Raw genomic sequence first — 25,043 nt, forward strand, 5'->3', positions numbered from 1 at the left:
GTGCGGCGCGCGAGCGCGCCCGGTTCGACCGCCGACCGATGACGGAATTCGACCGCCGACCGATGACGGAAAGTGACCCCTGATGGCCAGTTCTCTGCAAACGGTGCGTCCGCCGCCGGCCCGGCCGGATCCGGGGAGTGACTTCGCCCGGCTCTCCAAGAAGGTCCAGGCAGCCGGACTGATGGGCCGCCGCCCCGGCTACTACGCACTCCGCACGGCCACCGTGTCGGCCCTCTACGCCGCCGGCTGGACGGCGTTCGTACTGATCGGCGACAGCTGGTGGACGTTGCTCGCCGCCGGCCTCCTCGCCTTCGTCTTCGGACAGGTCGCGCTCCTCGCGCACGACATCGCCCACCGGCAGGTCTTCCGCCTGCGCAAGGCCAGCGAACGGTCGGGCCGGCTCGCCGGGAACCTCGGCATCGGCATGGGGTACGGCTGGTGGCAGGACAAGCACACCCGGCACCACGCCAACCCCAACCACGAGGACCTCGACCCCGACCTCGACCCTGACATCCTCGTCTGGACGCGCGACCAGGCCCGCGCCGCGAAAGGCCTGCCCCGGTTCCTGGGCCGCCACCAGGCGTTCCTGTTCTTCCCCCTGCTCACGCTGGAAGGCTTTAACCTGCACGTGTCCGGGATCCGGTCGCTGGCGGACGAGTCCCTGAAGCACCGGGCCTGGGAGGGCACCCTCCTCTTCGCGCACATCGCGGCCTACCTCGGCGCCCTGTTCCTCGTGCTGCCGCCCGGCAAGGCGATCGTCTTCCTGATCGTCCACCAGTGCCTCTTCGGCATCTACCTCGGCTCCGTCTTCGCCCCGAACCACAAGGGCATGCCGACCCTGCGGGGCACGGACCGGCCCGACTTCCTACGCCGTCAGGTGCTGACCTCGCGCGACGTACGCGGCGGCCCGCTCACCGACATCGTCCTCGGCGGCCTGAACTACCAGATCGAGCACCACCTCTTCCCGAGCATGCCCAGCCCGCACCTGCGCAGGGCCCAGGCCCTCGTCCGCGGCCACTGCCAGGAGCTCGGGATCAGCTACCTGGAGACCAGCCTGATCGACTCCTACCGTCAGACCCTCGCCAGCCTCCACGACGCCGGTTCCCCGATCAGGGAGGCCCGCACCACCTGACCCACCGGCATCATGGGGGGATGATCACCATTCATCTGAAGTACGAGATCGACGTCGACAAGCTCGCGGACTTCGAGGAGTACGGGCGCCGCTGGGTCCGGCTGGTCAACCGGTTCGGTGGCACCCACCACGGCTACTTCCTGCCCAGCGAGGGCGACAGCGACATCGCGTACGCCCTCTTCTCCTTCCCCGGCTTCGCCGCCTACGAGCAGTACCGCACGGACAGCATGTCCGATCCGGAATGCCAGGCGGCCTTCGACCTCGCACGCGAAACCCGCTGCATCAAGCGGTACGAGCGCCGCTTCCTGCGCCCGCTCGACACCTCCGGCGACTGACCCGGCTGCCCCTTCCTGCGGCTCGCGGCCCGGGCCGGCCGTGCATTGGAGTGGCCCGCGGCCCCGCCGATGGCGTGGCTCCCGGCCGGGCCGCGGCCGCTGCCTAGGGTCGGCGGGACCGGACCGGCACGACGTGCGCACGGCCGGCCGTTCCGGAACAGGTGGGTGAATCGTGGAACGCATCACGGCCGAGTCACACGCTCACGAGCCCCCGCCACCCGCCGGGCGGCCCCGACGGCGGCTGCCCCGGCGCCTCGCCGCGCTCACCGGACTGCTGCTCCTGTGCGCGCTGCCCGCGCGCCCCGTGGACGCCGCCCAGTTCCACGACGTGAGCCCGCGGACCGGCCCGCCGCTGTACGTCTCCGACTACGGCAACGACCGCGTGGTCACCCTGCCCACCGACGACGACGGCGACCAGAGCACCCTCGCCCTCGACGGCCTGGTCCGTCCGACGGGCCTTGCCTGGGAACGGGCGGGACGCCTCTACGTCTCCGACACCGGCAACAACCGTGTGGTGCGGTCGTCCCCGGACGGGAGCGGACAGTCCACCGTCCCGACCGACGGCCTCTCGCGCCCCCTCGGACTCGCGGTCGACACCGCCGGCACCCTCTACATCGCCGACAGCTTCAACGACCGCGTCGTGAAGGTGCCGGCCGACGGCAGCGGCCAGACGACCGTTCCCACCACCGGGCTGCTGCACCCCTGGGGCCTGGCCCTGGAATCCGACGGCGACCTCTACGTCTCCGACTTCGTCAACGACCGCGTCGTGAAGGTGCCCGCCGACGGCAGCGGTCAGACCACCGTCCCGACCGCCGGCCTCTCCCAGCCCACCGGACTGGCCCTCAGCGCGACCGGCGACCTCTATATCTCCGACAGCGGCAACAACCGCGTCGTGAAGATCGCCGCCGGCACCGGCACGCAGACGACCGTCCCCACCACCGGGCTGAGCAGCCCGCTCGGCCTGGCCCTCGACCACCGGGGCGACCTCTACGTGGCCGATGCCTTCAACAACCGCGTCGTCCGCGTCCGCGCCGGCGGGGCGCAGACCACCGTGAACTCCACCGGTCTCAACACCCCCACCGGCCTGGCCTTCCCGCCGTCCACCGGCCGCCCGGCGGAACTGGGCCCGTAGACCGGCCGGGCCCCGTCGCGGACTTGACCGATCATCAGGAGGGCTGCCGTGGAACCCGCCGAGAAACCGTCCGCGTCCGGCAGCCTCGGCTGGAACCGTGCGACAGCCATGCTGGCGCTCCTGTCCTTCGCCATGCTGGTCGTCTCGCTCGACCAGTACATCGTCGTCGTGGCGCTCCCCGACATCGCACGTGACCTCGGCTATTCCGCGCAGACCCTCCAGTCGGTGATCAGCGCCTACGCCGTGGCCTCGGCCGGCTTCCTGCTGTTCGGCGGGCGGGCGGCGGACCTGCTCGGACGGCGCCGCGTCCTGGTCACCGGCCTCGCCCTCTACGCCGGGGCGGCGCTCGCGGGCGGACTCGCGACCAGCGCCGGCATGCTCCTCGCCGCCCGCGCGTTCCAGGGTCTCGGCGGAGCCTTCGTCTTCCCCACCACTTTGGCGCTCATCAACACCGCCTTCGCCGAGGGCCGCGCCCGCAACCGCGCGCTGGGGATCTGGGGAGGGGCGGGCGCGGCCGGCCTCGTCATCGGCGTGCTGCTCGGCGGTCTGCTGACGCAGGCGTTCGGCTGGCAGGCGGTCTTCCTCGTCAACGTCGCCCTGGCCGGCCCCGCGCTGCTGCTCGCCTTCGTGGTGATCCCCCGGGACGGCGCACGCGAGGAGGGCCGCGACTTCGACCTGCCCGGGGCGCTCAGCGTCACCTCCGGAGTCACCCTCGTCGTGCTCGCCCTCGTACAGGGCCCCGGATGGGGCTGGCTCTCGCCCGCGGTCCTGGTGAGCGCGGCGGCGGGCGTCCTGCTGATCGGGGCCTTCGTCGTCATCGAGCGGCGCAGCGAGGACCCGCTCATGCCACCCGGGCTGTTCTCCAACCCCAACCTGGTCACCGGTGTCGTCATCGCGTTCATGTTCATGGCGACCTTCGGCTCCGTGCTCTACTTCCTGTCCCTCTACTTCCAGGAGGTCCTGGGGTACGACGCCCTGGAGACCGGCGTCGGCTTCCTCATCCCCACGGCCGTGGTGGTGGCGGGCTCGGCCGTCGCCGGCCATCTCGTGACGCGGTTCGGTCTCCGGCGCACGCTGTCCGCGGCCCTTGCCGTCGGTGCGCTCGGTGCGGTCGCGCTGGGCCTCACGATCTCGCCCGACGGCTCGTACGCCGAACTCGTCCCCGGCCTGGTCGCGCTCGGCATCGGCGACGGGGTGGTGTTCACGGCGATGTTCATCGCCGCCGCCACCGGGATCGCCGACCGCGACCAGGGCATCGCCTCCGGCATCGCCGCCACCGGCTCGGGCGCGGGGGCGGCGGTCGGTCTCGCCGTCCTCGTCCTGGTGGCGACCGCCGGCCTGGAGGGCCTCTCCGGTGAGGAGCTACGGACCGCCACCGCCGAGGGCATCAGCACCACGCTCTTCGTCGTGGCGGGCGGCATCGCGCTGACCTTCCTCGTCGCCGTCAGCCGCTGCCCGACACCACCCCCGCCCGTGCCCGGGGTCGTGCCGTACCAGACCCGCCGCTGCTGAGCCCCGCTCGTCCGCCGGATCGGGAACGGCGGCCCGCGGTGCTGCGTCCTTCCGGGCAATCGGAGATGTGCCGGACCGGGTCCCGGGGCGCCGGCGGAAGGGCGGGGCAGTGCGGGGAGGACGAGGTAGGGGAGCGGGGTGGGTGGCCGTCGTGGTGGCGGTGCCGCTGGGCGTGGCCGCGATCGTCATGGCGGTGGTGTTCACCGGTACCGGTGTCACCGGGACGAGCCCGCTGCACGAGGCGGTGGACACGTACCTCGACACGGTGGGACGCGGCGCGCCCGCGCCCGCCACCGGGCCGGGAAGCGGCTGTCCGGACGGGGACGGGGATCCGGCGGCCGTCCTGCACGGTCTCGCGGAGACCTTCGAACACCGCATCGTGTCCTCCACCGAGACCGACGGCACGGCCGCCGTCAACATCGACCTCACCCCGCCGCACGGAGACCGGATCGCGGTCGTCCTGGACCTGCGCCGGACGGGGGACCGTTGGGACGTCTGCGCGGCCTCGACGGGCCGCGTGGCGATCGATCCGTTCTGAGGATCACACCCAGGTGTAGTCCGCGTCGGTGACGGCACCCAGGGACGCGTCGGTGACCGTGGCACGGGGGTGGGGGAGGGCGGCGAGAGCCGGGCCGATGGGCGGGAAGATCGGCAGGTCGGCGGTCTCGCGGTAGTCGATCCATTCGATCACGCCGACTTCGTGGCTGCCGTCGGGGAGTTCGTCCAGCTCCTGCTCGGCGAGGGTGGCCCGGACGTCGGGGGTGATGTGGAAACGGTAGATCAGGTGGAGCTTGCGCGGGGGCGGGGTGGGGCCGGGGCGGGTGACGCGCTGGTCGACCGTCCACAGCAGCTCTCCGCCGTCGGCCAGCGCCGTGTCGAGGTTCAGTTCCTCGGCGAGTTCGCGGCGCAGGGCGGCGACGAGGTCTTCGCCGTCCTCGACGTTGCCGCCGGGCGGTGTGTAGTGGGTGGCGTGGGCGCGGTCGCGGCGGACGAGGGCGACGTCGTCTCCGCAGAACACGAGCGCCCCGGTCCGGATCTTGATCCGTGAGAACGGGGCGGGTGGGACGGTGTGGTCGGTCATGGCCGCCAGTATCTCCCGGGCCCCTACGCGGCCAAGGGCCCGGACTCCAGGAGTCCGGGCCCTTGGCCAACGGGGGACCGCCGAGCAGCGGACCCTCCGCTACCAGCGGTACCAGCGGCCGCTACCGCCCTTCGGACGGGCGACGAAACCGACCAGCCACAGCACCAGGACGGCGATCGCCACCCACCAGAGGATCTTCAGGGCGAAACCCGCGCCGAAGAGGAGCAGGACCAGCAGCAGAACGAGAAGCAGGGGAACCATAGTTATCAACCTCCGCAACACCGTGTGCCCGACCGTGCCCGGCGCATGCGCAAGATCTTTATGTGTTTCTTATTCGAATACCGGGGCAAGTGACCTCCCCCGAGCCGGGAGCGCGGGCGGTCGCGGACGCATGAACCCGGACGTCCGAAGCATGTGCGTTCCATGGAATGCGTCGTGTACGAAGAACGGTCGGGCAGGTCGGAGGCGGTCGAGTGCGGACTCGACGACGAGGCCTGCCGGCTGGTGTTGAAACGACTGCGCGGGCTGGGCGACGGCGCCTTCGGCTGGGTGCGTCTGGTCGATCCGACCGAAGCCGAACTCCTCCAGCTCGCCGATGAGTTGGGCCTGCATCCGCTGGCCGTCGAGGATGCGGTCCACGCGCGCCAGCGGCCGAAGCGCGAGCGCTTCGGGGACGTCCTGGCCGTCGCGCTGAAGACCCTCTGGTACGTCGAGGAGGAAGCGGCGGTGGAGACCGGCGAGATGATGCTCTTCGTCGGACCCCGTTACGTCCTCACCGTCCGCCACGGCACGGTGGACCCCGCGGCCGAGGCGGCCCGCCGGCTGGACGCCGACCCGTCCGTGCTGCGCCACGGCCCCCTCGCGGTCCTGCACGCCGTCCTGGACTCCGCCGTCGACGCCTACGGCGAGGCCGCCGAGAAGGTGCGCGCCGCGCTCGACCGGCTGGAGGACCGGGTCTTCTCGTCCTCCCGCGTCGACCACACCGAGGAGATCTACTCGCTGAAGCGCGAGGTGCGCGAGTTCCGGGACGCCGTACAGCCCCTGGTGCCGGTCCTCCCGGGCCTGGTGGGCGGGCTGGGCGAGGACGAGCGCTCCGCGACGGTCCTGCCCTACTTCCGCGACGTGGCCGACCACCTGCACCGCACCGACATCGAGGTGCGCACCCTCGACGAGCTGCTGAACTCGGTCCTCGATGCCCAGCAGGCCAGGGTGGGCACCTGGCAGAACGACGACATGAGGCGCATCTCGGCCTGGGCCGCGATCTTCGCCGTCCCGACCATGGTCGCAGGCGTCTACGGAATGAACTTCGAGCACATGCCGGAGCTCGGCTGGAGCTACGGCTACCCGCTCGCCGTCGCACTCATGGTGATCGCGTCGGGCCTCCTCCACCGGGCCTTCCGCCGCAACGGCTGGCTGTAGCGAGCCGGACCGGGAAACCGGCTTTGCCGGGTACCGCGCTGACATGAGTGCCGCCGGCGTGGAAAGCCGCTCGGTATGACACTCGCACCGAACGAAGGCCGCGGCACCGGCCACGAACGTGCCGACCACGAACGCACCGGCACCGACCGGACCGGTACCGGCCCGGCCGCCCGCCCGGGACCGGACGCGCGGATCGAGGAGCGGGCCCCGGACGAGCCCACGGAGCTGCCCGCCCGCTCCTGGCGGGCGGTACTGCGCGGCACGGTCACGGAGTTCCGGAACGACGAGCTCGCCGACCGGGCCGCCTCCCTGACCTACTACGGGGTGCTGGCGATGTTCCCCGCCCTCCTGGTGCTCGTGTCCCTGCTGGGCCTGGCCGGCGAGTCGACGACCGAGCGGGTGCTGGACAACCTGCGGCGGCTCGTTCCCGGCTCCGCCCGGGACGTGATCAGCGACGCGGTCGAGCAGTTGCAGGGCAGCAGCGGCATCGGGTCGCTCATGGCGGTCGTCGGTCTCGTCGTGGCGCTGTGGTCCGCCTCCGGCTACGTCGCCGCGTTCATCCGCTCGGCGAACGCCGTCTACGACGTGCCCGAGGGCCGCCCGGTGTGGAAGGTGCTGCCGCTCCGCCTGGCGCTCACGGTGACCCTGATGGTCCTCGCCTGCGCCGGCGCGCTGATCGTCGTCTTCACCGGCGGCCTGGCCCGGCAGGTGGGCACCGCCCTGGGGATCGGCGACAGCGCGCTGACCGTGTGGTCGATCGCGAAATGGCCCGTCCTGGTGCTCCTCGTCATGGTCATGATCGCGCTGCTGTACTGGGCCGCACCGAACGCCAAGGGCCGCGGGTTCACGTGGGTCACGCCCGGAAGCCTCCTGGCCCTGCTGATCTGGATGATCGCCTCGGCCGGCTTCGCCTTCTACGTCGCGAACTTCGCCTCCTACAACAAGACGTACGGCACGGTCGCGGGTGTCATCGTCTTCCTGGTGTGGCTGTGGATCACCAACCTCGCGATCCTCCTCGGGCTGGAGTTCGACGCCGAACTGGCCCGCCAGCGGGCGATCGCCGGAGGGCTGCCCGAGGACGAGGAGCCCTACGTCCGGCCCCGCGACACCCGGGCCTGGAGCGACCAGGACCGTCGCCGCATGGAGCAGTGACCGTCGCTCCGCATCGGAGTCCGACGGAAGGGACGGCCCGGAACCTCGTGGTCGCGGGGCGGGTGCCGGGCGGATTGATGGGTAGTCGCGCGGTGACGACAGCGTGCGAACACAGGACGAAGGGCAGGGTGACCACGCCATGAGCACGGTAGAGCGGCAGACCCACGGCACCGACGAATCGGTGAGCGTGCTGGTCTCGCGCGCCTCCCAGCAGATCTCCGAGCTCGTCCGCGAGGAGATGCAGCTGGCCCGCGCGGAGATGACCCAGAAGGGCAAACGCTTCGGCAAGGGCGGCGGCATGTTCGGCGCGGCGGGCCTCGTCGGCGTCCTGGCGGCCCAGGCCCTGGTCGCGAGCGGCATCGCGGCCCTCGCACTGGTCCTGCCCGTGTGGGCCGCGGCCCTCATCGTCACGGCGCTGCTCGCGATCGTCGCCGCGATCACGGCCAAGGCCGGGAAGAAGCAGATCGCCGAGGCCGGTAGCCCCGCCCCCCAGCAGACCATCGACAGCGTCAAGGCCGACCTGGCCGAGATCAAGGAGAAGGCACACCGATGAACGACGACGCCCGCACCAACATCGGCACCCCCACCCCCGAGACCCCCACCCCCGAAGAACTGCGGGAGCGGGTCGAACGCACCCGTGACGAACTGGGCCGGACCGTAGAAGCACTGGCGGACAAGGCCGACGTCAAGGCGCACGCGAAGGAGAGGGCCACCGCCGTCAAGGAAGAGGCCCTGGAGAAGACCGCTCAGGCCACCGACCAGATCCGCGCCACGGCCCAGCAGGCCGCCCGGCTGGTCAAGGACAAGACGCCCGACCCCATACTCGACCAGGCCTCCCAGGCCTCCGAGCGCATCGCCCGGGCCACGGCACGCGCCGGCGAACTGGCCGCGGAGCACATGCCCGAGCCGGTGCGCGACATGGCCGGCCGCGCCGCGGCATCCGCGCGCGCCAACCGCAAGCCGCTGCTCGTGGCCGGCGCGGTCCTGGTCGTCCTCCTGCTGGTGCGGCGCGGCCGCGAACGCCGATGAAGGCCTCGAAGGTCGCCTACAAGCCGGTCGGGCTCGCCCTGGGAGCCGTGAGCGGCCTGATCGCGAGCGCCGCGTTCAAACAGGCGTGGAAGGTCATCGAAGGTGACGGCGACGCCCCCAGCGCCACGGACGAGGACCGCTCCTGGCGGCAGATCCTGATCGCCGCCGCCGTCCAGGGCGCGATCTTCGCCGTCGTCAAGGCCGCCGTCGACCGCTCGGGCGCCGTGGCCACCCGGCGCGTGACGGGCACCTGGCCGGGGTGACCGCCGCGGACGGCGGGCACTCCGCCGTCCGCGGCGGGAGCCGTGCCGGACAACACGGAAGATCGGCGGACCCACCGGTAAGGCCGTCGAATGGGGGTAGGCGCGAGGCATGATCTCCAGCGAAATTCTTGCAGCCGAAGGTCAGGGAGCGCTCTTCCTCCTCCTGGCCGGAGTGGTCGTGGTCGTCGTGCTGATCGGCGCCTTCTGGTACGGCAGCCGACGGAGCCGGCGCCGCCGCGCCCCGGCCCGGCCGGCCGAACAGAATCCCGTGGCACGGGAGCGCGAGGACTCCTGGCGGACGCCGGACGACGACATCGACCAAGGGCCCCGCGTGTGAGCCCCGCCTGGCCGCCACCGATCCAGGTGCGCGCAGGACACGGCCCGCCGCAGCAGCCCGCCCCGCGGGCCGCTTCCCACCCCCGGAGGTACGCGGTGCCCAGTACGATCCAGACCTCGGCCACCCTGCCCGGTGGACTGCTGGCCCTGCCCGGCGTCTACCAGCCGCAGGCGGACACCCGGCTCCTCGCCGACGCGCTCGCACGCGAACACCTCCACCCCCGCACGGACGTCCTGGAGATCGGCACGGGCACCGGCGCCCTGGCCCTGCACGCCGCGTCCAGGGGAGCCCGGGTCACCGCGGTGGACGTCTCCTGGCCCGCGGTGGCCACGGCCCGCATCAACGCCTGGCGGCGCCGGCTCCCCCTGCGCGTCCTGCACGGCGATTTCGCGGCACGCACCGCGGGCCGCCGCTTCGACCTCGTCGTCACCAACCCGCCGTACGTCCCCGCCCCCGGCGAACGGCTCCCGTCACGCGGCCCGGAGCGGGCCTGGGACGCGGGCCCCGACGGGCGCGGGGTCATCGACCGGATCTGCGCGGACGCCCCCGCCCTGCTGTGCCCGGGAGGCGTCCTCCTCATGGTGCACTCGGGAATGTGCGGGGCCGACCAGACCGTGGACCGGCTGACGGCGGCCGGCCTGGCCGCGGAGGTGACGGCCACGGCGACCGTGCCGTGGGGCCCCGTCCTGCGTTCACGACGGTCCTGGCTGGAGGAGCAGGGTCTGGCGGCCGAAGCCGAGGACCGGGAAGAGCTGGTGGTCATCCGTGCCCAGTACCTCTGACCGGCCCAGTACCTCTAACACGCCCAGTAGCGCTGACAGCACGCCGCCCCGGGCCCCCGCCGCGGCGGCGCGGGCCCGCCGGGTGGCCGTCGACCCACAGGGCCCGGTCCTGGCCGAGGGCCCGGTCGAAATCGTCCTGGAAGACGGGACCGTCGCCCGGTCCGACCGCTTCATGGTCGCGGTGTGCACCTGCCGCCGCAGCCGGACCTACCCCTGGTGCGACACCAGCCACCGCCGCCGCGAACGAGCCGCCCCACCGCAGGACGTGAACCCGTGATGACCCCTCCCAGCCAGAGCACGACGGCGACCGCGGCCGGACCCCTCCTCGTCGAAGGGCGGGGCGAGCTGTCCGGAGCCGTGACGCGGGCCCTCAGGTCCGGCGGCCCCCCGGCACACGCCCCCACGGCCGTACGGGAAGCCGACCCGTGGGGGGAGGACCTCCAGCTCGCCCTGTACCTGCTGTACGAACTGCACTACCGCGGCTTCGAGGGCGTGGCCGACGAACGGGAATGGGACCCGGACCTGCTGCGGCTGCGCCGAGCGCTGGAAGACCGCGTCCTGGACGCCCTGCGCACCGAACTGTCCGACGCCCCCCGGTCGGTCGACGACGCCTTCGCCCCGCTGCTCGTCGAGCCCGTCGACCTCTCCGGCAGCCTCAGCCACCACCTCGAAACCGCCGGCGAACTCTGGCAGCTGCGCGAGTACGCGGCCCTGCGTTCCCTCTACCACCTCAAGGAGGCCGACCCGCACGCCTGGGTCATCCCCCGGCTCACGGGCCGGGCCAAGGCCGCCATGGTCGCCATCGAGTACGACGAGTTCGGCGCCGGCCGCGCCGACCGCGTCCACGCCCGGCTCTTCGCGGACCTCATGACCGACCTCGAACTGGACCCGACGTACGGCCGCTACCTCGACCGGGCCCCGGCGCCGCTGCTCGCGACCGTGAACCTGATGTCCCTCTTCGGCCTGCACCGGGCGCTGCGCGGAGCACTCGTCGGCCACTTCGCCTGCGTCGAGGTCACCTCGTCGCCAGGCTCCCGCCGCCTCGCCAAGGCCATGCGGCGCTGCGGCGCGGGACCCGCCGCCGAACACTTCTACGCGGAACACGTCGAAGCCGACGCCGTCCACGAACAGGTCGTACGCCACGAGGTCATCGGCGGTCTCCTCGCCGACGAACCGGACCTCGAAGGGGACGTCGCGTTCGGCTGCGCGGCGACCGTCCTGCTCGAAGACCGCCTCGCGGCCCACATCCGCGAAGCCTGGGACCAGGGCCGCAGCGCCCTGCGCCCGCTCTAGGCCGTCCCCTCCGGGGTGTCGTCCTGCCCCTGGGTGCCGGGAGCCCGGTACCGTACCCGCCCGGCCCGGTCCAGGGCGTCGAGGGTTTCGTCGACGGTCAGGAGCACGGTCGTCTCGAAGGAGCCGAGTGCGCCGCCCCCGGTGATCGCCAGCGCGACCGCGGCCATGGACACGTTGTCGGGGGCTTCCCACAGGCTGTAGCCGTCGTGGGTGCCGAAGGCGTACCAGAAGCCGTGGAGCTTCCCGCCGACGGACTCGATGTAGGTCCGCGCGGCCCGCGCACGGTCCTCGGGGTGACCGATCAGCCTCGCCCAGGTCTCCGGGGTGTAGCTGAACTTCGACAGGTAGAGCGGCATCGTGTCTCTCCTTCGCCCGGCCGGGCGGCTGCCCGTGGCGGCACCGTTCCACCGTCGCCGGGGCGGCGCACGTGCGCACTTCGGGGGGCGGCCGCACCATGGCCGTGTACCGTGCCCCGCCCGCCGCGAAGGAGATGGACGACGGTGAACCCGGAAACCCCGCCCCTCGCGGCATCCTCCGTCCCCGTCGGCGAGGAGAGCCGCCGGCTCCTCCTCGTCCGGCACGCCAAGGCCGTGCCCAAGGGGCTGACGGCGGACTTCGACCGGCCCCTGAGCGACCGCGGCCGCAAGGACGCTCCCGCGGCGGGGCGGTGGCTCGCCGCGTCCGGCTTCACGGCCGATCTGGCGCTGTGCTCGCCGGCCCGGCGGACCCGGCAGACGTGGGAGCTGATCCTTCCCGCCCTGACGGACCCGCCCCCGACCGTGTACGACGACCGGCTCTACGACGCGACTCCGAGCGGGCTGGCGGACGTGCTGTCGGCCCGCGGCGGGCGACTCGGCAGCATCCTCCTCGTCGGTCACAACTCCGGCATCCACGAGCTGGCCTCGGCCCTGTGCGGCTACGGCCCGGCGGAACTCCTGGAGCGGCTCCGGGCGGGCCTTCCCACCTCGGGGGTCGTGGCCGTGGACCTTCCGGGAGGGTGGGACGGCCTGATCCCGCACCACGGCAGGCTGACGGCGTTCTGGTCCCCGGCCGACGCCTGAGGAGCCCGGCGGCCGCAGGCGTGCGCGACCGGGGGGCGGGTAGGCGCCGGACACCCCGACCGGTGGGACCAAGGCGTCGCGCCCCCCGCCCGACCGGGGGCAGGAACGGTCTTCCAGGCAGGAGGGCACCACCATGTCCGCACAGTTTCCGTCCGCACCGCTACCGGAACCCGACCCGCGGCTCCGCGCCGCCGGACCCGGCCCGAGCACGGGAGTGCCGCCCGGCGAGACGCCGCCGGGCGAATCGAGCACCGGTTCCGGAGCCGGCCCGTACCGGCCGCTCACCCGCGGCTGGGGCAAGGGGCCCCTCGTGCTCATCTGCCTGCTCGCCCTGGCAGTCGCCCTCTTCTTCCTGGCCTATGCCGTCATGCTGAACATCTGAGCGGGACCTCTGAGCGGGACCTCTGAGCGGAATCCGATCGGCTGCGGTACCAGGCCCCGCCGGGGCCGCTCAGGGCATCTCGTCCGGGTCGCAGCTGGCCCGGCGCAGCCCGATCGTCCGCAAGGCCCGCATCAGGGCTTCGGAGTCCCCCTCGCGCACCACGTGGACGGCTCCCTCGACGGCCAGTCCGGCCACCTCCCGGGGCACCCCCGCCCCGGGAGTCCGCAGCACCACCCCGCCCGGCGGGTCCAGGGCGCGCACCCCGTGGAACACGCGCAGGAGGTCCGGATCGGCCTCGATGCTGTCGATCCCGGCGGGCAGGGACAGGACGGTGATGTCGGGCAGGAGGACGCGGGCGTGCGCGAGGGCGACGGCGGCGTCATGGGCGTGCGACACGACCCTGAAGTGCGGATTGCGCTGGATGCCCGCACGCAGCAGCTCCAGCTGCCCGCCGTCGGGCACGCCCACCAGCAAAACCGTCATCACCCGCCCCATCCTGCTTTCCGCCGGGCCGCACGGCGACCCGGCGGGCCGCTCAGCCCTCCACCCCGGAGCCGTGGCCGCGCCCCGGATGACGGCCCGGGCCGAGGGGAGAGCCGGCCAGCGGGGTGGGGGACAGGTCGGCGTCCCCTTCACCGCTCTCCAGCAGGGTGTCGGCGGCGCCCACGATCAGCGGGTCGGGCACACCGACCGCCGCGGGGTCCTTCCGGTCGTAGTCGATGCGCCCCAAGAGGCTCCGGATCGCCTCCAGCCGCCCCCGCCGCTTGTCGTTGTTCTTGACCACGGTCCACGGCGCGTGCGCGGTGTCGGTCGCCCGGAACATCTCGACCTTGGCGGTGGTGTACGCGTCCCACAGGTCCAGCGAGGCCAGGTCCGTCGGGGACAGCTTCCACTGCCGCACCGGATCGACCTGCCGGATCGCGAAGCGGGTGCGCTGCTCGGCGCGCGACACGGAGAACCAGAACTTCACCAGCAAGATGCCGTCGGCGACCAGCATGTCCTCGAAGGCGGGGCACTGCCGCAGGAACAGGTCGCACGCGGCCGGCGGGCAGAAACCCATGACCCGCTCGACGCCCGCCCGGTTGTACCAGGAGCGGTCGAAGAAGACGATCTCGCCTGCGGTCGGCAGATGGGCGACGTAGCGCTGGAAGTACCACTGCCCCGCCTCCCGCTCGGTCGGCTTGTCCAGGGCGACGATCCGGGCCCCGCGAGGGTTCAGCCGCTCGGTGAACCGCTGGATCGTGCCGCCCTTTCCGGCGGCGTCCCGGCCCTCGCAGACCACCACCAGCCGCGCCCCCGTCTCCCTCACCCAGCGCTGGAGCTTCAACAGTTCGATCTGCAGGATCCGCTTGGTCCGCTCGTACTCCCGCCTGCTCATCTTCCGCTCGTACGGATAGTTCTCCTGCCACGTCCGGATGGGGGCCCCGGCCGCGTCCAGCAGTACCGGCTGCTCCGGACGGTGGTCGTCCACGCGCAGCCCCGCCAGCAGGTCCTCGGCCTCGGGGCGCTTCGACTCTCGTTCGTTCACACAGGACCCCTACCCGCTCTACGCCATCCGATGAATCACGCCGCTTCCGCCGGTACCACCGCGGCCGTCCGGACCCGCCGACAGGGCGCCGACGCGTAAATCTGTGCTGGCCGCAGTAGACATTCGCGGCTCGTGCGGCTACGGTTTTTCCGGTATCTGAGAGCGAGCGGGTCCCGCGGACACGAACGGCCGAGCCGCCCCGCACGCCTCAGCACACACAGTGCGCAGATCGAGTCGAAGTTCTTCGGGGCCCTGGTGCCAGGACGGCGCCAGGGCCCCTCCACGCGTTCCATGAGAGAGGTGCAGATGACGGCACACGACTCCTACGACCGTCTCGACGACGACGACTACCCCGCCTACACGATGGGCCGGGCAGCCGAGATGCTCGGCACCACCCAGGGCTTCCTGCGCGCCATCGGCGAAGCGCGCCTCATCACCCCACTGCGCTCGGCGGGCGGCCACCGCCGCTACTCCCGCTACCAGCTGCGCATCGCCGCCCGCGCCCGCGAACTCGTCGACCAGGGCACCCCCGTCGAGGCCGCCTGCCGCATCATCATCCTCGAGGACCAGCTCGAAGAGGCCCAGCGCATCAACGCCGAATACCGTCGCGCGGCCGAAGCGGAGAACCCGACGGCCCCGGTCTGACACGGCCGGGATCCGCGGCGCTCCGCCCACGGCCGCGGCGCGGGCGGCTCCCCTGCCCGGTGCGGGGAGCCGCGGCGCCGACCCGGCGGAAGGGCCGGGTACGGCCGGGTGCGTGGCACCGGCCGGCCGTGCGCTACCTCAGGTGTGCAGGAGGCTGTTGCGGCCGTCGTGGCCGTCCGCTTCCTCCTCGTCGAGCCAGTGGCCCCCGTCGGCGAGGTAGCGGAACCCGTGGCGCTCGTTCACCGGCAGGGTGAGCGTGACCGCGCGGCTCCCGTCCGGGCGCACGGCCATCGGATGGGCGCCGGGCCGCCAGTCGTTGAAGTCGCCGACCACGCTGATCTCACCGGCCGGATGACCGGCGGGCAGGACGAACGTGATCTCGGTGCGCTTCTTGCGTCGGGTGCGCTCCAGCATGGGACGTCAGCTCCTCAGCTACGGGGGCAATGGCCTCGCCATTCCTGCCCGCCGCGACCGGAATGCCAGCGGGTCACTACGCCACCCGCGACGGATATCACCCGCACGGACGTAGCCACCGGGGTGCGGGACGCACCGGGCGAATCTCGTTGGTGGCGCCGGGCGCCTCCCGGTTAGCATCCGACGATGATCACGCCGGCGGACGAACCCTTCCACGACGCGGTGCGTCGAGCCGACGTCGGCTGGTTGTCCGGCCACGTCGACGCGCAGCTCTGCCCGCCGGGCGTCTTCGGACTCCTCATCCGCCACGGAGATCCCCGCCTGCGGCACTTGGGGCTGCTCCTCCTGACCGAGCGCGTCACATCGGCGGGGGGAGACGCACGGGAGGCGGCCGAGCTCGCGGGACTGCTGCCCGAACGCCTGGAGGGGCCGCCGGAGACGTTGCTCGTCCTGGCGGAGCTCTACGAACGGCTCGGCCCGTACCTCCGGGGCCCGCGCCGACCGCCGTGGCGTACGGCCGAGCCGCCGGTACGGGTACGGATCGCCTGGCTCCGCGCCGAACTCCTCAACGATCCGACGGTGATCTGGAAGGAACCCCGGGGCGAACTGCTGTACCAGGCCGTGCGCGAGACGACTGCGGCCCGCGCGCACCTGCCCGGGCAGCTCGTCCGTGAACTGGTGCACAGCGGTGACCCGGTCCTGCACGCCGCGGCGCTGCGGCTGGCCAGGGAGGGACTGCACGCCGGTCTGCTGGCGCCCGCACGGGTCCGCGACCACCTGATCGCCCTGCTCGGATCAGACGGCGAGGACGTCGTCTCCGCCGCACTGGCCGAACTCGCCGAGCCGTGGGCGGCGTTGGATCCCCTGCCGCCCGGACGCCTGCCCCCCTTCCTCACGGCCGGCTCGGTGGTCACCCGCCCCGGGGCGGCGGACGCCGCCCTCACGGCCGCGGCCCGTCACGGGCACGGCAGCCCGCTATGGCAGGTCATCGAAGACCCGGACCTGCCGCCGGGTCTGCGCCGACGCGCGATGGAACTGCTCGGTGACCTGGCACACCGGGGCGACATCGACGCGCTGACGGCCGTCGCCGCACGGGACCCGCTGCTGTTCGGCGGGCCGGCGGTGACGTGCCTGCGCGGCCTCCACCGGCGCGGCCACTTCCCCGACGCCCCCCACGTCCCGTCCCTCATCGGCCTGGCGCTGGCCGACCACACGATCGCGGCCGACGAGGTCGCGACGATCCTGTTCACCTGCCGCCGGGCGACGTTGCGCGTACTGGTGGACACGGACGCCGACGATCCGGACTGGCCGCGGCGGCTCACACTGCTGGTCGCCCTGGCCGGACAGGGGGCGGGGGAGCTTCCGATCGGGGAGGCCGTCACCCGGATCCTCCCCTCGGCCCCCGCACCGGGGCCGTTCCTGCACGCGATCCGTGCGCTGCGCCACACGGACGCCGAAGACGCCGTGATCGCCCACCTGCCCTCGTCACCCGCCGCGGCCCTGGACGCACTGGAGGCCATCGGCGGCAACCGCACGGTGACGGCGCTGCGGGAGGGGCTCGGTCTCGCCGCGGAGGGGAGCGCGGGCGGGATCGCCCCGCACCTGGGCGCGGTGCGGCACCGCGCCCTCGAAGTGCTGTGGCACCTGACGCACGATCCCGCCGAGCGGCGTGCCCTCCTCAGCCGCCTCGACCCCGCGGACCTGCCCGCGCGCATCGCGGTGGACCTCGGCGGTCCGGACGAGGGAGAACTGGCCTTCCTGAGCTCCCATCTGGACCCGGACGAGCCCGTGGCGGCCCTGTGCAGACTGGCCGCCCACGCCGGTACCGGCACCCTGCCGGCCATCGCGGACCTGCTCATGCGCGTCGTCAGCGAACTGGCGGCGTCCCGGGAGCCCGGCGCGGGCGCCCCGCCAACCGGAGGCGGACAGCCCGCCGGGGCGCCCGTGGTACCCCAGGAGATCCTGGACGCCGTACACGGCCTGGGCCGCCGGCTCCACGAGCGGGGACGCGTCAGGCCGTCCTGCCTGCTCGACGCGGCGACCTCACACGAGGCCGGACACGCACTCGCCGCGACCATGGCACTGGACCTGCTGGACCGGCCCGGACTGTCGAGCGCCGAGCAGGCGATCCTGCTCGAACTCCTGCTGCGGGCGCCCTACGAGCGCACCCGCGCGCGGGTGCACCACCTGCTGCGGCACCGCGACCGGCACGTGCGGGGGCACGTGATCGCGTTGCTGGCCCGGGACGCGACGGGGGACGACGCGCAGGCGTTGTCGGCGACCCTGATCGCGCTGACCGCCGCCCAGGACGTCCAGACCGTCCGCCAGGCACTCCTCGCCCTCGGACACGCCAGGGCCCGCTGGGCCGCCGGCGCGATCGCCGCACGTCTCGGCCATCCGAACATGAACGTCAAGAAGACCGCGGCCCGCGTGCTGGTCCGCGCGGGCACGCCCGCGGCGGTACCGGAACTGCTCCGATGGCTCGGACACCACGACAACCCGGGCCTGCGCGACACCCTGATCGAGGCGCTGCGCGCCGTCCTCGGCGACGCCTACCCGGCGACGGTGCTCGCCGCGGCCGAACGGAGCGAAGCCGGCCGCGCCCGCGAACTGCTGCTGGAAGGCCTCGACCGCACCCTGTCGGCGCGTTCGGTCCTCGCACTGGACGACCAGGCATCGCGGGTCGTACCGAGCCTGCTCGCCCTCGTCGCGACCGGACGGGTCACGCTCGCCTCCGGGCGGCCCGAGGACCTGTCGGCGGTCATGGCCAAGCACGGGACCGGCATTCCCGCCGCGCCGCGGTCGGCGGTCGACGACGTGGCGCACCCCGACATCACGTCCCTCAGGACGGACGGCTGGAACCCGGCCGTCGCGCTCCGCATCGCAGACCGGCGCGAGCTGCCGCACCCCACCTGGCTGCACGGGTTGCGGCCGCTGCTGGCGGACTGGCTCCGCCTGGCCGCCTCCGCGCCGACGTTCCGGGACCGCGTACTGCGTCTCACCTTCCGGCTCTGCCCCGCACCGTGGAGGACCGGGGAAGTGACGGAATTCGCCCGGTACACCGGCGTCCTGCTCGACGGGCTCGCCGAGGCCTCCTCGGCGGAGGAACGGCGCGACCTGGTCTCGGTACTCGAAGCGGTCGCGCCTACCCTGTCCGCGACCGAGAAGCCGGCCCTCGCCGACGCGGTACGGGCACTGCCCCCCGCACCCGCCGGAAGCCGGTCCACCCTGCCGCTGCTCCGCGCCCTCGACGCGGTGCCGGTCCGCGCCGACCTGGAGCGGGCACTGGCTTCGGCCGGGCTCGAGGCCAACCCCCGGCAGGCCGAAACGGCCGTCCTGCGGGACGCGTTCGCCGTCCCGGAGCCCGCTGCCGCCACCGTGCCGGTCACGGCCGCGGCATGGCGGGCCGCGCTGGACACCGCGGCGCGCACACCGGACTCCCTGGAGGAATTCCGCCGACTCGGCCTTCAGGACGACGGCGTCCCGGGTTCCCGGGACCGCCTGACCGCACTGATCGACCTCTACCCCTCCACCGGCTCCGGGGTCCGGGCCGCCCTCATCGACTGGATGACGGGCCTCCAGCCCCTCGACGCACCACCCTGGACCCTCACCGAGACCGCCCGCACGCCCGCGCCACGACCGCGGACCGTGCACATCGACGACCTCGACCAGCCCCGCTCGACCGCACTGCGGGACCGACTGCTCGCCATGCTGCGGGAACCCGCCCCGGACCGGCGGCGCACCGCGGCCCTGGCGCTCTCGGCATGGCCCGAGCCCGCAGCCGGGCTTCCCGTCCTCCGCGCGTTCCTCCGGGGCGGCGTCGACATACCCGTCTCCGCCGACCTGGCCCGCGCCCTGAGCGCCGCCGGCGAGAGGGAACTGCGCGCGGACGGCGTCCTGCACGACAGAGCGGCTCTCGCGGCGAGCCTGCTCGCCCCGTCCGAGCTGGAACCGTTCCTCCCGCTGCTGCTGGAATGGTGGCAGCACGACCCGCCGGCCGGCAGCTCGGCAGCCGGGCGGGCGTTGCTCCGGATGCCCGCCGACGTACTGGCGCAGCACCTCGGCGACCACCTCGACGCGGGCGCCTGGGGGTTCCTCGACCTGCTGCGCGGGCGCCCCCTGCTGCGCACCCCCGCGCTGACGCGGACCTGCCGGCGGCTGCGCGCCGAAGGGCGCGACGACCTCGCGGACGGGCTGCTGCTCGTCGAGGGTCCGCTGCGCCACCCGGACTCCGCACGGCAGGACGCCGCCGCACTGGCCGCGCTCCGCGACCCCGCGTCCGCGTCGGCCGGAGCGGGGTCACGGCCGCCCACCCGGCAGGAGCTGCTGGACCTGGCCCGCACCGGCGACCCGGTGCGGATCCGCCGTGCGCTGACACGGCTGGCCGAGGGGCACCGCGGCCCGGACGCGGACCAGGACCCCGGACTGCGGGACCTGATCGGCGAGTTGCTGCACCACCCCAGGCCCAAGGTCCGCCTGCACGCCCACCGGACGTCGCGGGCCATGCTGGACCGGCAGACCTACCTGCACCACACGTCGATCCTGCTGCACGATCCCCAGCCCGACCTGGTGCGCACGGCGGTCCGGACCCTCTGCCACGCGACCTGGGCACCCGCGATCCCCGTCGTGACCGCGCTGCTGGAGCACCCCCATCCCGTCGTCCGCAAGACCGCGGCCGAGGGGCTCGTCGCCGTGGGAGCGCCGGCGGTCCCCGCACTCAGACGTGCCGCCGACCACGTCCGCCCCGACAAACGGGCCCTCTACACCGACGTCCTCGCACAGATCACGACCGCCGAACCCGAGTAGCACCCCCGCGCCCCGGGATTCCGGCCGCCACCCGCGGAAGGAAGCGTCCATTCGGGTTCCGGTCCCGTGCGTCGGCCCCGGCCGGCCGGCCTGAGACGGCCTGACGAGGACACTGGCTCCCGGACGAGGAAGGCGAGGTGGCCCGGGGTGACGGACCCTACGACGGGCGGGCCGGACGGCGGGAGCGCCGAGGCCGGTGGCTACCGGCAGGAACTGAAGCGGACGCTGGGCTCCTTCCAGGTGTTCGCGATCTCCTTCGCCTTCATCTCGGTGGCGGTCGGGATCTTCGCGACCTTCGACGAGGTGCTGCTGACCGCGGGCCCGGTCGGGATCTGGCTCTGGCTCGTCGCGGCGGCCGGACAGATCCTCGTGGCGCTGGTGGTCGCGCAGTTCGCCGCCCGCATCCCGCTGAGCGGCTCCTCGTACCAATGGGCCTCCCGGCTCGGCAGCCCCAAGGTCGGCTGGTGGTTCGGCTGGCTGACCTTCTGCTACCTGGCCGTCGCCGTGGTCGCCATGGACAACGCCCTGGCGAGCCAGGCGTTCATGCCGCTCGCCGGCATGGGAGCGGACGAGGGCACCGCACGCGTGATCACCCTGGTGGTGCTGGTCGTCCAGGCCCTGATCGCCATCGCCTCGACCCGGCTGGTCAGCTGGATCAACTCGGCGGCCGTCGGACTCGAAGTCGTGCTCGTCGTGGTCGTGGCGATCGCCCTCGTCGTCGCCGTCGTGGTCACGGGCGACGGTTCGGCCGCCAACCTCACCTCCCGGGGAACCACCGAAGGCTCCCGCGACTACTTCGCCGTCGGCGGCGGCCTGATGCTCGCGATGATCATGGGACTGGCCACGCTCGTCGGCTTCGACTCCGCCGCCAACCTCGCCGAGGAGGCGAAGGACCCCCACCGCAGCGTCCCGCGCGCCATCGTCGGATCGGTCGTGGCGGCCGGCGTCCTCGGGATGCTGTTCCTGATCACCCTCACCGTCGCGATCGAGGACATCCCCCGGATCACCCACGAGGCCTCGCCCGTGGCCGCGATCATGCACGACCGTCTCGGCACGGTCGCCGAGCACGTGCTGCTGGTCGCCATCACCTTCGCGTTCTTCGGCGCCGGCATCGTCGTGATGGTCTCCTGCTCCCGGCTCGTCTACGCCATGTCCCGGGACTCCCGCTTCCCCGCCCACCAGGTGATGCGCCGGGTCAGCCCCCGCACGCACACCCCCGTCCCGGCGACCCTGCTGATCCTCGCGCTCGGTGCCGTACTGATGGTCGCGCTGCCCGGCTCCGCCCTGCTGGAACTGATCACCGCGTCGACCATCCTCCCCGCACTCATCTACGGGGCCACGATCGTCCTCTACCTCACCGTCCGCGGACGACTCGGCCGCCAGAAGGGCGCGTTCGACCTCGGACGCTTCGAGTTGCCGGTGGCGCTCTGCGCCCTGGCCTGGACGCTCGTCGCCCTGTTCGTACTCGTGGCACCGGACGAGGCGTTGACCTCCGTCGTCATCGTGGCCGGACTGCTCGTCCTCGGCGCCCTGTTCTTCCTCGGCATGCTGACCTTCGACCGCCAGGCGCTGGAGTCCGAACCCGGCGGCGACCGGAACACCACCACCCGCTGACGCGGACCAGGAGCCGCTCAGGTGACCGGCTCTCCGATGCCCAGCAGATTGCCCTCGCTGTCACGGAACCACGCGCCGCGTTCACCCCGGGCACCCTTGCCGGGATAGTTCCCGTCGATCTCGGCGATCGAGTCCCTCGTCGTGAACCCGGGCAGGTCGACGTCCTCGAACACCACGCCCCGCTCCTTGAGCTCGCGGACCATGGTGGTGATGTCGTCGACCTCGAAGGCCATCTGCGTGAACGTGCCGGGTGACGCACCCGTCGAGCGGAACAGTGCGAACTCGGCACCCCCGCACCGGTACAGCAGGCCCCCGGGCCGCTCGTCGACGGGCTCCAGACCCAACCGCTCGGCGTAGAAACGCCGCGCCCGTTCGAGGTCCTGGGCGGGAAGTCTGGTCGCGACCCGCGCCGCCCGGGCCAGCAGGCCACCGTTCACGTTCATCCGCCCACTGTGCCGCGCGGACCGGCCGACAGGCCGGACGCGGGCGCGCGTCGCGGCGGGGACCGCACCGAAAGGAGCACGCCCGTCAGCGGAATAGGGTGACCCCATGTCTGTCATATTGAGCTCCAGAAGAACGGCTGCCGCACTGCGCACGTCGGCCCGGGTGTCCGCCGAGTTGCTGGTGGTCCTGGTGATGACGGCGGTGGCCCTCTGGGTTCTGGGCCGCATGTGGTCGGTCGTCTGGCCGGTCGTCGTCGCCCTGCTCCTCACCACCCTGACCTGGCCCCTGGCCGCGTTCCTGCGCCGCAAGGGGTGGCCGGCCGCGCTCGCCGCCTCGGTGGTCACCGTGCTCTTCGTCCTCGTGACGGCGGGCGTCGTGGCGCTCATCGCCGTGCCCGTCGCATCCCAGTCGGGCGAACTGGTCGACGGCGTGGGCGAAGGCGTCCAACGACTTCGCGCGTGGGCGGCCGGGCCGCCGCTGAACATCGGCGACGACCAGATCGCCGGCGCCTTCGACGCGGCGACGGCCCGCCTCCAGAGCAGCCTCGGCAGCACGGTCTCCACCGTCGCCACCGGGGTGGGCACCATCTTCAACGGCCTGCTGACCGCGGTCCTGGCGCTCTTCCTGATGTTCTTCTTCCTCAAGGACGGCCCCCGGTTCCTGCCGTGGCTCGCCCGCCAGCTCCCCGGGCGCCTCGCCACGGACGTCCCGGTCGTCGCCGCGCGCGGCTGGAAGACCCTGGCCTCGTTCGTCCGCTCCCAGGCGTTCGTCGGGCTGCTCGACGCCGTGTTCATCGGTCTCGGCCTGTGGATCGTCGGCGTTCCCCTGGTGCTGCCCCTGGCGGTGCTGACCTTCGTGTCCGCGTTCGTGCCGATCGTGGGGGCCCTCTTCGCCGGTCTCGTGGCGGTCCTCATCGCGTTGGTGTCGAACGGCCTCACGGACGCGCTGATCGTGCTGGCGATCATCGTCCTCGTGCAGCAACTCGAAGGCAACGTGTTCCAGCCCATGATCCAGAGCCGCGGACTCGGGCTCCACGCGGCGGTGGTCCTGCTGGCGGTGACGCTGGGCGGCAGCCTCGCCGGCGTCGTGGGCAGCCTGCTGGCGGTACCGGCGGCCGCGCTCATCGCCGTCGTCTGGAACTACCTGCGCGATCAACTCGGCGAGACGCCACACGAGTCGACGGCCGACGAACCGCTGCCCGGTTCCCCCGCCCCGTCCTAGCCGGGCCGCACGGCCCCCTCGGGCCCGGGGCCGCAGCGGACGCCGTCAACGGCCGACGGACGCGGCCACGGGTTCCGGCCGGCCTTCGGTGACGGCGCACCGGAGGCTGTCCGCGGTCACCGGTGCTCCGTCCACGATGTTCCGGTCGTAGGTGACGGCCTTGACCGTGACGGGCTGCGTGCCGACGGACACGTCGAAGAACCTGCCGTGGCCGGGTACCGCTTGCGCGCGGGATCCGGGGAGAGCGGCCGCGAGGGTCGCCGCATCGTCCTCCCGTCCGACGGCGTACCGGATGACCGGGGGCCCGGCCGGGCGGACGGCCGGTGCCGACGCCGAGGTGTCGGTGACCGCGAACCCGTTCGCGCGCAACGCCGCGGCGACGGCGGCGTCGTCCACGCGGACGGCGATCGCCGCGGGGTTGGTCAGGGCCGGTGTCTCCGCGACGGGCTGGATGCGGGTGTCGCCCGTGATCGGACGGTCCGCGCCCAGAGCGTCCCACAGCGCCGCGGAGCGGGCCTCGTCCCATACGAGGGTGGACCCCACGCCGGGGACGCGGTGGTCGAACAGCCGGATCGGGACGGTCGCGAACTCGGTCCGCTCCGCCCGCAGCCGCCCGAGCGCCCAGCCGATCCGGACCAGGTCGTCCAGCCCCGTCCGTTCGTCGGTGCGGACGGACTTCAGCAGGGTGCGGACGGTCCGTGCCGTGCTCACCGGCCCCGAAAGCGCGCCGTCGGCGGTCAGGCGCTCCAGCAGGTCGTTCACCATGCGCTGCTGGCGCCGGACCCGGCCGAGGTCCCCGGGCCGCAGATCGACGTGCCGGGCCCTGACGTAACGCAGCGTCGTGTTCCCGTCGGTGTGGTGCCGGCCGGGGCCGATGTCGAGCCCCGAGTTCTCGTCCTTGACCGGTCGGTCCGTGCACACGGTCGCGCCACCGAGGTTGTTGATCGTCTGCTCGAAGCCGACGAAACCGGTCTCCAGGTAGTGGTCGATGTGCAGACCGGTCGCCTTCTCGACCGTGGCCACCGCGAGCGGGCCGCCGCCGATCTTGTACGCGCCGTTGATCTTTCCCTTGCGGGCGGGGACGGTGCCGTCCGCGTACGCGACGTAGGAGTCGCGGGGAATGGAGACCACGCTCGCCCGCCGTTCGTCGGCGGAGAGGTGCACGAGCATCATCACGTCGGTGCAGTTGCACCCCTCGCCGCCCACATGCAGGCGGCGTTTCTCCGCGGCGGAGATGCCGGTGCGGCTGTCGACGCCGACCACGAGGATGTTCGTACCGCGACTGCCTCCGCCCGCGGGGCCGTGCCCGGCCGAAACGGCCTGCGAGCCCAGGTACGAGCCGGGGATAAGGGTGGCCAGCAGCGTGAGGGCAACGGTGAGTCGACGCAACGCACATCCTCAAATCCGGACGAATCATCTCCAATCGGAACTGTAGTGACCCACGTGCGCGGGGCCGGGCTG

The 25,043-nt window shown here is 73.0% G+C and carries 28 protein-coding genes; 20 read left to right on the forward strand and 8 right to left on the reverse strand.

Translation table 11 applies throughout. The features are described from left to right. Positions 1-82 precede the first annotated feature (82 nt). From AC07B0_RS02425 to AC07B0_RS02445, 5 genes are all read left to right on the forward strand, one after another. On the forward strand, positions 83-1,132 hold the full coding sequence (locus AC07B0_RS02425) for a fatty acid desaturase family protein (protein ID WP_356875060.1): 1,050 nt from the start codon (positions 83-85) through the stop codon (positions 1,130-1,132). 20 nt (positions 1,133-1,152) lie between these two features. After that, positions 1,153-1,467, forward strand: coding sequence for an NIPSNAP family protein (locus tag AC07B0_RS02430; protein WP_356875062.1), 315 nt, complete (start codon positions 1,153-1,155; stop codon positions 1,465-1,467). A 172-nt stretch (positions 1,468-1,639) separates the two neighbouring features. Beyond that, positions 1,640-2,599 carry a virginiamycin B lyase family protein gene (locus AC07B0_RS02435; RefSeq protein WP_469384698.1) on the forward strand — a complete coding sequence of 320 codons (960 nt, stop codon included), beginning with the start codon at positions 1,640-1,642 and terminating at the stop codon, positions 2,597-2,599. Positions 2,600-2,647: 48 nt separating this feature from the next. After that, positions 2,648-4,111: an MFS transporter gene (locus AC07B0_RS02440; RefSeq protein ID WP_469384701.1), complete on the forward strand. Its 1,464-nt coding sequence runs from the start codon at positions 2,648-2,650 to the stop codon at positions 4,109-4,111. Positions 4,112-4,253: 142 nt separating this feature from the next. Then, positions 4,254-4,649: a hypothetical protein gene (locus AC07B0_RS02445; RefSeq protein ID WP_478896306.1), complete on the forward strand. Its 396-nt coding sequence runs from the start codon at positions 4,254-4,256 to the stop codon at positions 4,647-4,649. Positions 4,650-4,652: 3 nt separating this feature from the next. On the opposite strand, the gene AC07B0_RS02450 is transcribed toward AC07B0_RS02445, so the two are convergent. Both AC07B0_RS02450 and AC07B0_RS02455 read right to left on the reverse strand, forming a co-directional pair. Next, entirely contained in the window at positions 4,653-5,192 is a 540-nt protein-coding gene (locus AC07B0_RS02450) for an NUDIX hydrolase (protein ID WP_478896308.1), read from the reverse strand. A 99-nt stretch (positions 5,193-5,291) separates the two neighbouring features. Continuing rightward, positions 5,292-5,453: a hydrophobic protein gene (locus tag AC07B0_RS02455; RefSeq protein WP_283453945.1), complete on the reverse strand. Its 162-nt coding sequence runs from the start codon at positions 5,451-5,453 to the stop codon at positions 5,292-5,294. Positions 5,454-5,627: 174 nt separating this feature from the next. Here AC07B0_RS02455 and AC07B0_RS02460 point away from each other — a divergent pair, with 174 nt between their 5' ends. From AC07B0_RS02460 to AC07B0_RS02500, 9 genes are all read left to right on the forward strand, one after another. After that, positions 5,628-6,611 carry a magnesium and cobalt transport protein CorA gene (locus AC07B0_RS02460; protein WP_478864760.1) on the forward strand — a complete coding sequence of 328 codons (984 nt, stop codon included), beginning with the start codon at positions 5,628-5,630 and terminating at the stop codon, positions 6,609-6,611. Between the two features lie 75 nt (positions 6,612-6,686). Continuing rightward, the gene (locus AC07B0_RS02465) at positions 6,687-7,763 is read left to right on the forward strand and encodes a YihY/virulence factor BrkB family protein (protein ID WP_469384710.1); all 1,077 of its coding nucleotides are present in this window, start codon (positions 6,687-6,689) and stop codon (positions 7,761-7,763) included. Between the two features lie 139 nt (positions 7,764-7,902). Continuing rightward, entirely contained in the window at positions 7,903-8,316 is a 414-nt protein-coding gene (locus tag AC07B0_RS02470) for a phage holin family protein (protein WP_356875074.1), read from the forward strand. Beyond that, a complete protein-coding gene (locus AC07B0_RS02475) occupies positions 8,313-8,792 on the forward strand; it encodes a DUF3618 domain-containing protein (RefSeq protein WP_478896310.1) in 480 nt (159 codons plus the stop codon). The genes AC07B0_RS02470 and AC07B0_RS02475 overlap by 4 nt, the downstream gene beginning before the upstream one ends. Continuing rightward, entirely contained in the window at positions 8,789-9,055 is a 267-nt protein-coding gene (locus AC07B0_RS02480) for a DUF4235 domain-containing protein (protein ID WP_356875078.1), read from the forward strand. Before AC07B0_RS02475 ends, AC07B0_RS02480 begins: the two co-directional genes overlap by 4 nt. Positions 9,056-9,164: 109 nt before the next feature. After that, the gene (locus AC07B0_RS02485; protein ID WP_478896312.1) at positions 9,165-9,392 is read left to right on the forward strand and encodes a DUF6479 family protein; all 228 of its coding nucleotides are present in this window, start codon (positions 9,165-9,167) and stop codon (positions 9,390-9,392) included. Between the two features lie 95 nt (positions 9,393-9,487). Beyond that, a complete protein-coding gene (locus tag AC07B0_RS02490) occupies positions 9,488-10,174 on the forward strand; it encodes a HemK2/MTQ2 family protein methyltransferase (RefSeq protein WP_469384713.1) in 687 nt (228 codons plus the stop codon). Between the two features lie 82 nt (positions 10,175-10,256). Then, entirely contained in the window at positions 10,257-10,451 is a 195-nt protein-coding gene (locus AC07B0_RS02495; protein WP_478896315.1) for a CDGSH iron-sulfur domain-containing protein, read from the forward strand. After that, positions 10,451-11,467 carry an iron-containing redox enzyme family protein gene (locus AC07B0_RS02500; protein WP_469384717.1) on the forward strand — a complete coding sequence of 339 codons (1,017 nt, stop codon included), beginning with the start codon at positions 10,451-10,453 and terminating at the stop codon, positions 11,465-11,467. The genes AC07B0_RS02495 and AC07B0_RS02500 overlap by 1 nt, the downstream gene beginning before the upstream one ends. On the opposite strand, the gene AC07B0_RS02505 is transcribed toward AC07B0_RS02500, so the two are convergent. Next, positions 11,464-11,823 (reverse strand): GYD domain-containing protein, encoded by a 360-nt coding sequence (locus AC07B0_RS02505; protein WP_356875088.1) that lies wholly within the window; start codon positions 11,821-11,823, stop codon positions 11,464-11,466. The genes AC07B0_RS02500 and AC07B0_RS02505 overlap by 4 nt on opposite strands. Before the next feature lie 144 nt (positions 11,824-11,967). Here AC07B0_RS02505 and AC07B0_RS02510 point away from each other — a divergent pair, with 144 nt between their 5' ends. Together AC07B0_RS02510 and AC07B0_RS02515 are read left to right on the forward strand one after the other, a co-directional pair. Beyond that, complete coding sequence (locus AC07B0_RS02510) at positions 11,968-12,528, forward strand: SixA phosphatase family protein (RefSeq protein WP_478896317.1); 561 nt, start codon at positions 11,968-11,970, stop codon at positions 12,526-12,528. 133 nt (positions 12,529-12,661) lie between these two features. Next, positions 12,662-12,910 (forward strand): DUF6480 family protein, encoded by a 249-nt coding sequence (locus tag AC07B0_RS02515; protein WP_356875092.1) that lies wholly within the window; start codon positions 12,662-12,664, stop codon positions 12,908-12,910. Positions 12,911-12,979: 69 nt separating this feature from the next. Here AC07B0_RS02515 and AC07B0_RS02520 read toward each other — a convergent pair whose 3' ends face one another. Together AC07B0_RS02520 and ppk2 are read right to left on the reverse strand one after the other, a co-directional pair. Beyond that, positions 12,980-13,393, reverse strand: coding sequence for a response regulator (locus tag AC07B0_RS02520; RefSeq protein ID WP_478896319.1), 414 nt, complete (start codon positions 13,391-13,393; stop codon positions 12,980-12,982). 52 nt (positions 13,394-13,445) lie between these two features. Beyond that, complete coding sequence (ppk2, locus tag AC07B0_RS02525) at positions 13,446-14,438, reverse strand: polyphosphate kinase 2 (RefSeq protein WP_356875096.1); 993 nt, start codon at positions 14,436-14,438, stop codon at positions 13,446-13,448. 306 nt (positions 14,439-14,744) lie between these two features. Between ppk2 and AC07B0_RS02530 the strand changes: the two genes are divergently transcribed. Continuing rightward, positions 14,745-15,083, forward strand: coding sequence for a MerR family transcriptional regulator (locus AC07B0_RS02530; protein WP_356875098.1), 339 nt, complete (start codon positions 14,745-14,747; stop codon positions 15,081-15,083). A 138-nt stretch (positions 15,084-15,221) separates the two neighbouring features. Here the strand turns inward: AC07B0_RS02530 and AC07B0_RS02535 are convergent, their stop codons facing one another. Further along, entirely contained in the window at positions 15,222-15,497 is a 276-nt protein-coding gene (locus tag AC07B0_RS02535) for an isoamylase early set domain-containing protein (RefSeq protein WP_356875100.1), read from the reverse strand. Between the two features lie 186 nt (positions 15,498-15,683). Here AC07B0_RS02535 and AC07B0_RS02540 point away from each other — a divergent pair, with 186 nt between their 5' ends. Continuing rightward, positions 15,684-20,303: a HEAT repeat domain-containing protein gene (locus AC07B0_RS02540; protein ID WP_478896321.1), complete on the forward strand. Its 4,620-nt coding sequence runs from the start codon at positions 15,684-15,686 to the stop codon at positions 20,301-20,303. A gap of 147 nt (positions 20,304-20,450) precedes the next feature. After that, a complete protein-coding gene (locus AC07B0_RS02545; protein WP_478864771.1) occupies positions 20,451-21,917 on the forward strand; it encodes an APC family permease in 1,467 nt (488 codons plus the stop codon). Between the two features lie 17 nt (positions 21,918-21,934). On the opposite strand, the gene AC07B0_RS02550 is transcribed toward AC07B0_RS02545, so the two are convergent. After that, positions 21,935-22,360 carry a VOC family protein gene (locus AC07B0_RS02550; protein ID WP_356875106.1) on the reverse strand — a complete coding sequence of 142 codons (426 nt, stop codon included), beginning with the start codon at positions 22,358-22,360 and terminating at the stop codon, positions 21,935-21,937. 106 nt (positions 22,361-22,466) lie between these two features. Between AC07B0_RS02550 and AC07B0_RS02555 the strand changes: the two genes are divergently transcribed. Next, positions 22,467-23,582, forward strand: coding sequence for an AI-2E family transporter (locus tag AC07B0_RS02555; protein WP_356875108.1), 1,116 nt, complete (start codon positions 22,467-22,469; stop codon positions 23,580-23,582). 45 nt (positions 23,583-23,627) lie between these two features. Here the strand turns inward: AC07B0_RS02555 and AC07B0_RS02560 are convergent, their stop codons facing one another. Further along, on the reverse strand, positions 23,628-24,971 hold the full coding sequence (locus AC07B0_RS02560; RefSeq protein ID WP_478896324.1) for an LCP family protein: 1,344 nt from the start codon (positions 24,969-24,971) through the stop codon (positions 23,628-23,630). Between the last annotated feature and the right edge of the window lie 72 nt (positions 24,972-25,043).

This window comes from Streptomyces sp. NPDC044704 (assembly GCF_056433525.1).

Bases quoted from the DNA above. Each gene is read 5' to 3' on its own strand.
- AC07B0_RS02425 (WP_356875060.1), top strand. From the start codon at position 83: ATGGCCAGTTCTCTGCAAACGGTGCGTCCGCCGCCGGCCCGGCCGGAT.
- AC07B0_RS02430 (WP_356875062.1), top strand. From the start codon at position 1,153: ATGATCACCATTCATCTGAAGTACGAGATCGACGTCGACAAGCTCGCG.
- AC07B0_RS02450 (WP_478896308.1), bottom strand. From the start codon at position 5,192: ATGACCGACCACACCGTCCCACCCGCCCCGTTCTCACGGATCAAGATC.
- AC07B0_RS02455 (WP_283453945.1), bottom strand. From the start codon at position 5,453: ATGGTTCCCCTGCTTCTCGTTCTGCTGCTGGTCCTGCTCCTCTTCGGC.
- AC07B0_RS02465 (WP_469384710.1), top strand. From the start codon at position 6,687: ATGACACTCGCACCGAACGAAGGCCGCGGCACCGGCCACGAACGTGCC.
- AC07B0_RS02470 (WP_356875074.1), top strand. From the start codon at position 7,903: ATGAGCACGGTAGAGCGGCAGACCCACGGCACCGACGAATCGGTGAGC.
- AC07B0_RS02475 (WP_478896310.1), top strand. From the start codon at position 8,313: ATGAACGACGACGCCCGCACCAACATCGGCACCCCCACCCCCGAGACC.
- AC07B0_RS02480 (WP_356875078.1), top strand. From the start codon at position 8,789: ATGAAGGCCTCGAAGGTCGCCTACAAGCCGGTCGGGCTCGCCCTGGGA.
- AC07B0_RS02485 (WP_478896312.1), top strand. From the start codon at position 9,165: ATGATCTCCAGCGAAATTCTTGCAGCCGAAGGTCAGGGAGCGCTCTTC.
- AC07B0_RS02500 (WP_469384717.1), top strand. From the start codon at position 10,451: ATGACCCCTCCCAGCCAGAGCACGACGGCGACCGCGGCCGGACCCCTC.
- AC07B0_RS02505 (WP_356875088.1), bottom strand. From the start codon at position 11,823: ATGCCGCTCTACCTGTCGAAGTTCAGCTACACCCCGGAGACCTGGGCG.
- AC07B0_RS02515 (WP_356875092.1), top strand. From the start codon at position 12,662: ATGTCCGCACAGTTTCCGTCCGCACCGCTACCGGAACCCGACCCGCGG.
- AC07B0_RS02520 (WP_478896319.1), bottom strand. From the start codon at position 13,393: ATGACGGTTTTGCTGGTGGGCGTGCCCGACGGCGGGCAGCTGGAGCTG.
- AC07B0_RS02530 (WP_356875098.1), top strand. From the start codon at position 14,745: ATGACGGCACACGACTCCTACGACCGTCTCGACGACGACGACTACCCC.
- AC07B0_RS02535 (WP_356875100.1), bottom strand. From the start codon at position 15,497: ATGCTGGAGCGCACCCGACGCAAGAAGCGCACCGAGATCACGTTCGTC.
- AC07B0_RS02540 (WP_478896321.1), top strand. From the start codon at position 15,684: ATGATCACGCCGGCGGACGAACCCTTCCACGACGCGGTGCGTCGAGCC.
- AC07B0_RS02550 (WP_356875106.1), bottom strand. From the start codon at position 22,360: ATGAACGTGAACGGTGGCCTGCTGGCCCGGGCGGCGCGGGTCGCGACC.
- AC07B0_RS02555 (WP_356875108.1), top strand. From the start codon at position 22,467: ATGTCTGTCATATTGAGCTCCAGAAGAACGGCTGCCGCACTGCGCACG.